At 28.9% G+C, this 838-nt stretch carries 2 protein-coding genes; both read right to left on the bottom strand.

Annotation, left to right across the window (positions count from 1 at the left end):
- Positions 1-176: 176 nt before the first annotated feature.
- On the bottom strand, positions 177-668 hold the full coding sequence (locus tag B6A10_RS16265; RefSeq protein ID WP_188221711.1) for a hypothetical protein: 492 nt from the start codon (positions 666-668) through the stop codon (positions 177-179).
- On the bottom strand, positions 652-838 hold a 187-nt coding region (locus B6A10_RS16260; protein ID WP_188221710.1), incomplete at its 5' end, for a hypothetical protein. The genes B6A10_RS16265 and B6A10_RS16260, both read right to left, overlap by 17 nt.

Here is an 838-nt window from a genome sequence, read left to right as displayed (position 1 = left end):
CAAAACCCTGCTAGAGTTCAAAACTCTAGCAGGGTTGAAATACAAAAAAAAACTACAACTTTTTTTATCGTTGTAGTTTCTTGATACTTGCCAATCTTTGAGGGTACGGAATACAATTCCGCACTATCTAGCGTGGACATATCCGAGCCATCGGGCATATCCGAGCCATCGGGTTTTTATCCCATCGTCAACATTTTTTTCTTTTTCAAAACCCAAATATTTTTTTCTTTCACAAAGAAATATATATCCTCAATCATTCCAATTCCTCTTGTTTTTCGCACAATAATACTTGCCTTGTTTTCACTGATTTGTAAATCACAAAATTGTACAAATAATATATTGCTGTCATGATTTTTTCTAGGAACTAATTTAAGTTCATATTTAGATTTAAATTCTAAAATGTCATTAGAATGAATTTTAAGAGGAATAAAATTTTTGGATTTGTTTACATTATTATGTCGATCTTCTACAGTTATTGAATCAATTAACCCAATTGTAAAAATATCCTTCTTTGTCATATATTTACTCATGTCGAAACTTTCAACAGAGTCAATTAATACATTGATATTGTATTTAATAAATTTATGCTCTATTGAATGCGTTTCTTTATTGTTTTTGCAACTGCAAAAAAATATTAATATAATGATAAATTTATAAATTCCATCCATAATTAGAAGCTATTTGAGTTGATCCATTTATTCCTAGAACATGATTAAAAACAGAAGTTTCAAAAACATGTCCAGCTTCATCCCCGTTATGTTTTTGTGGTAAACTATTATGAAATCGACCATAATGTACTAATTCATGTAGTATTGTCATAGCTACAAAAAATGAAGTT

Source organism: Flavobacterium pokkalii, from assembly GCF_014596575.1.
Taxonomy (GTDB): Bacteria; Bacteroidota; Bacteroidia; order Flavobacteriales; family Flavobacteriaceae; genus Flavobacterium; species Flavobacterium pokkalii.
This window is presented reverse-complemented; position numbering and strand designations above follow the sequence as displayed.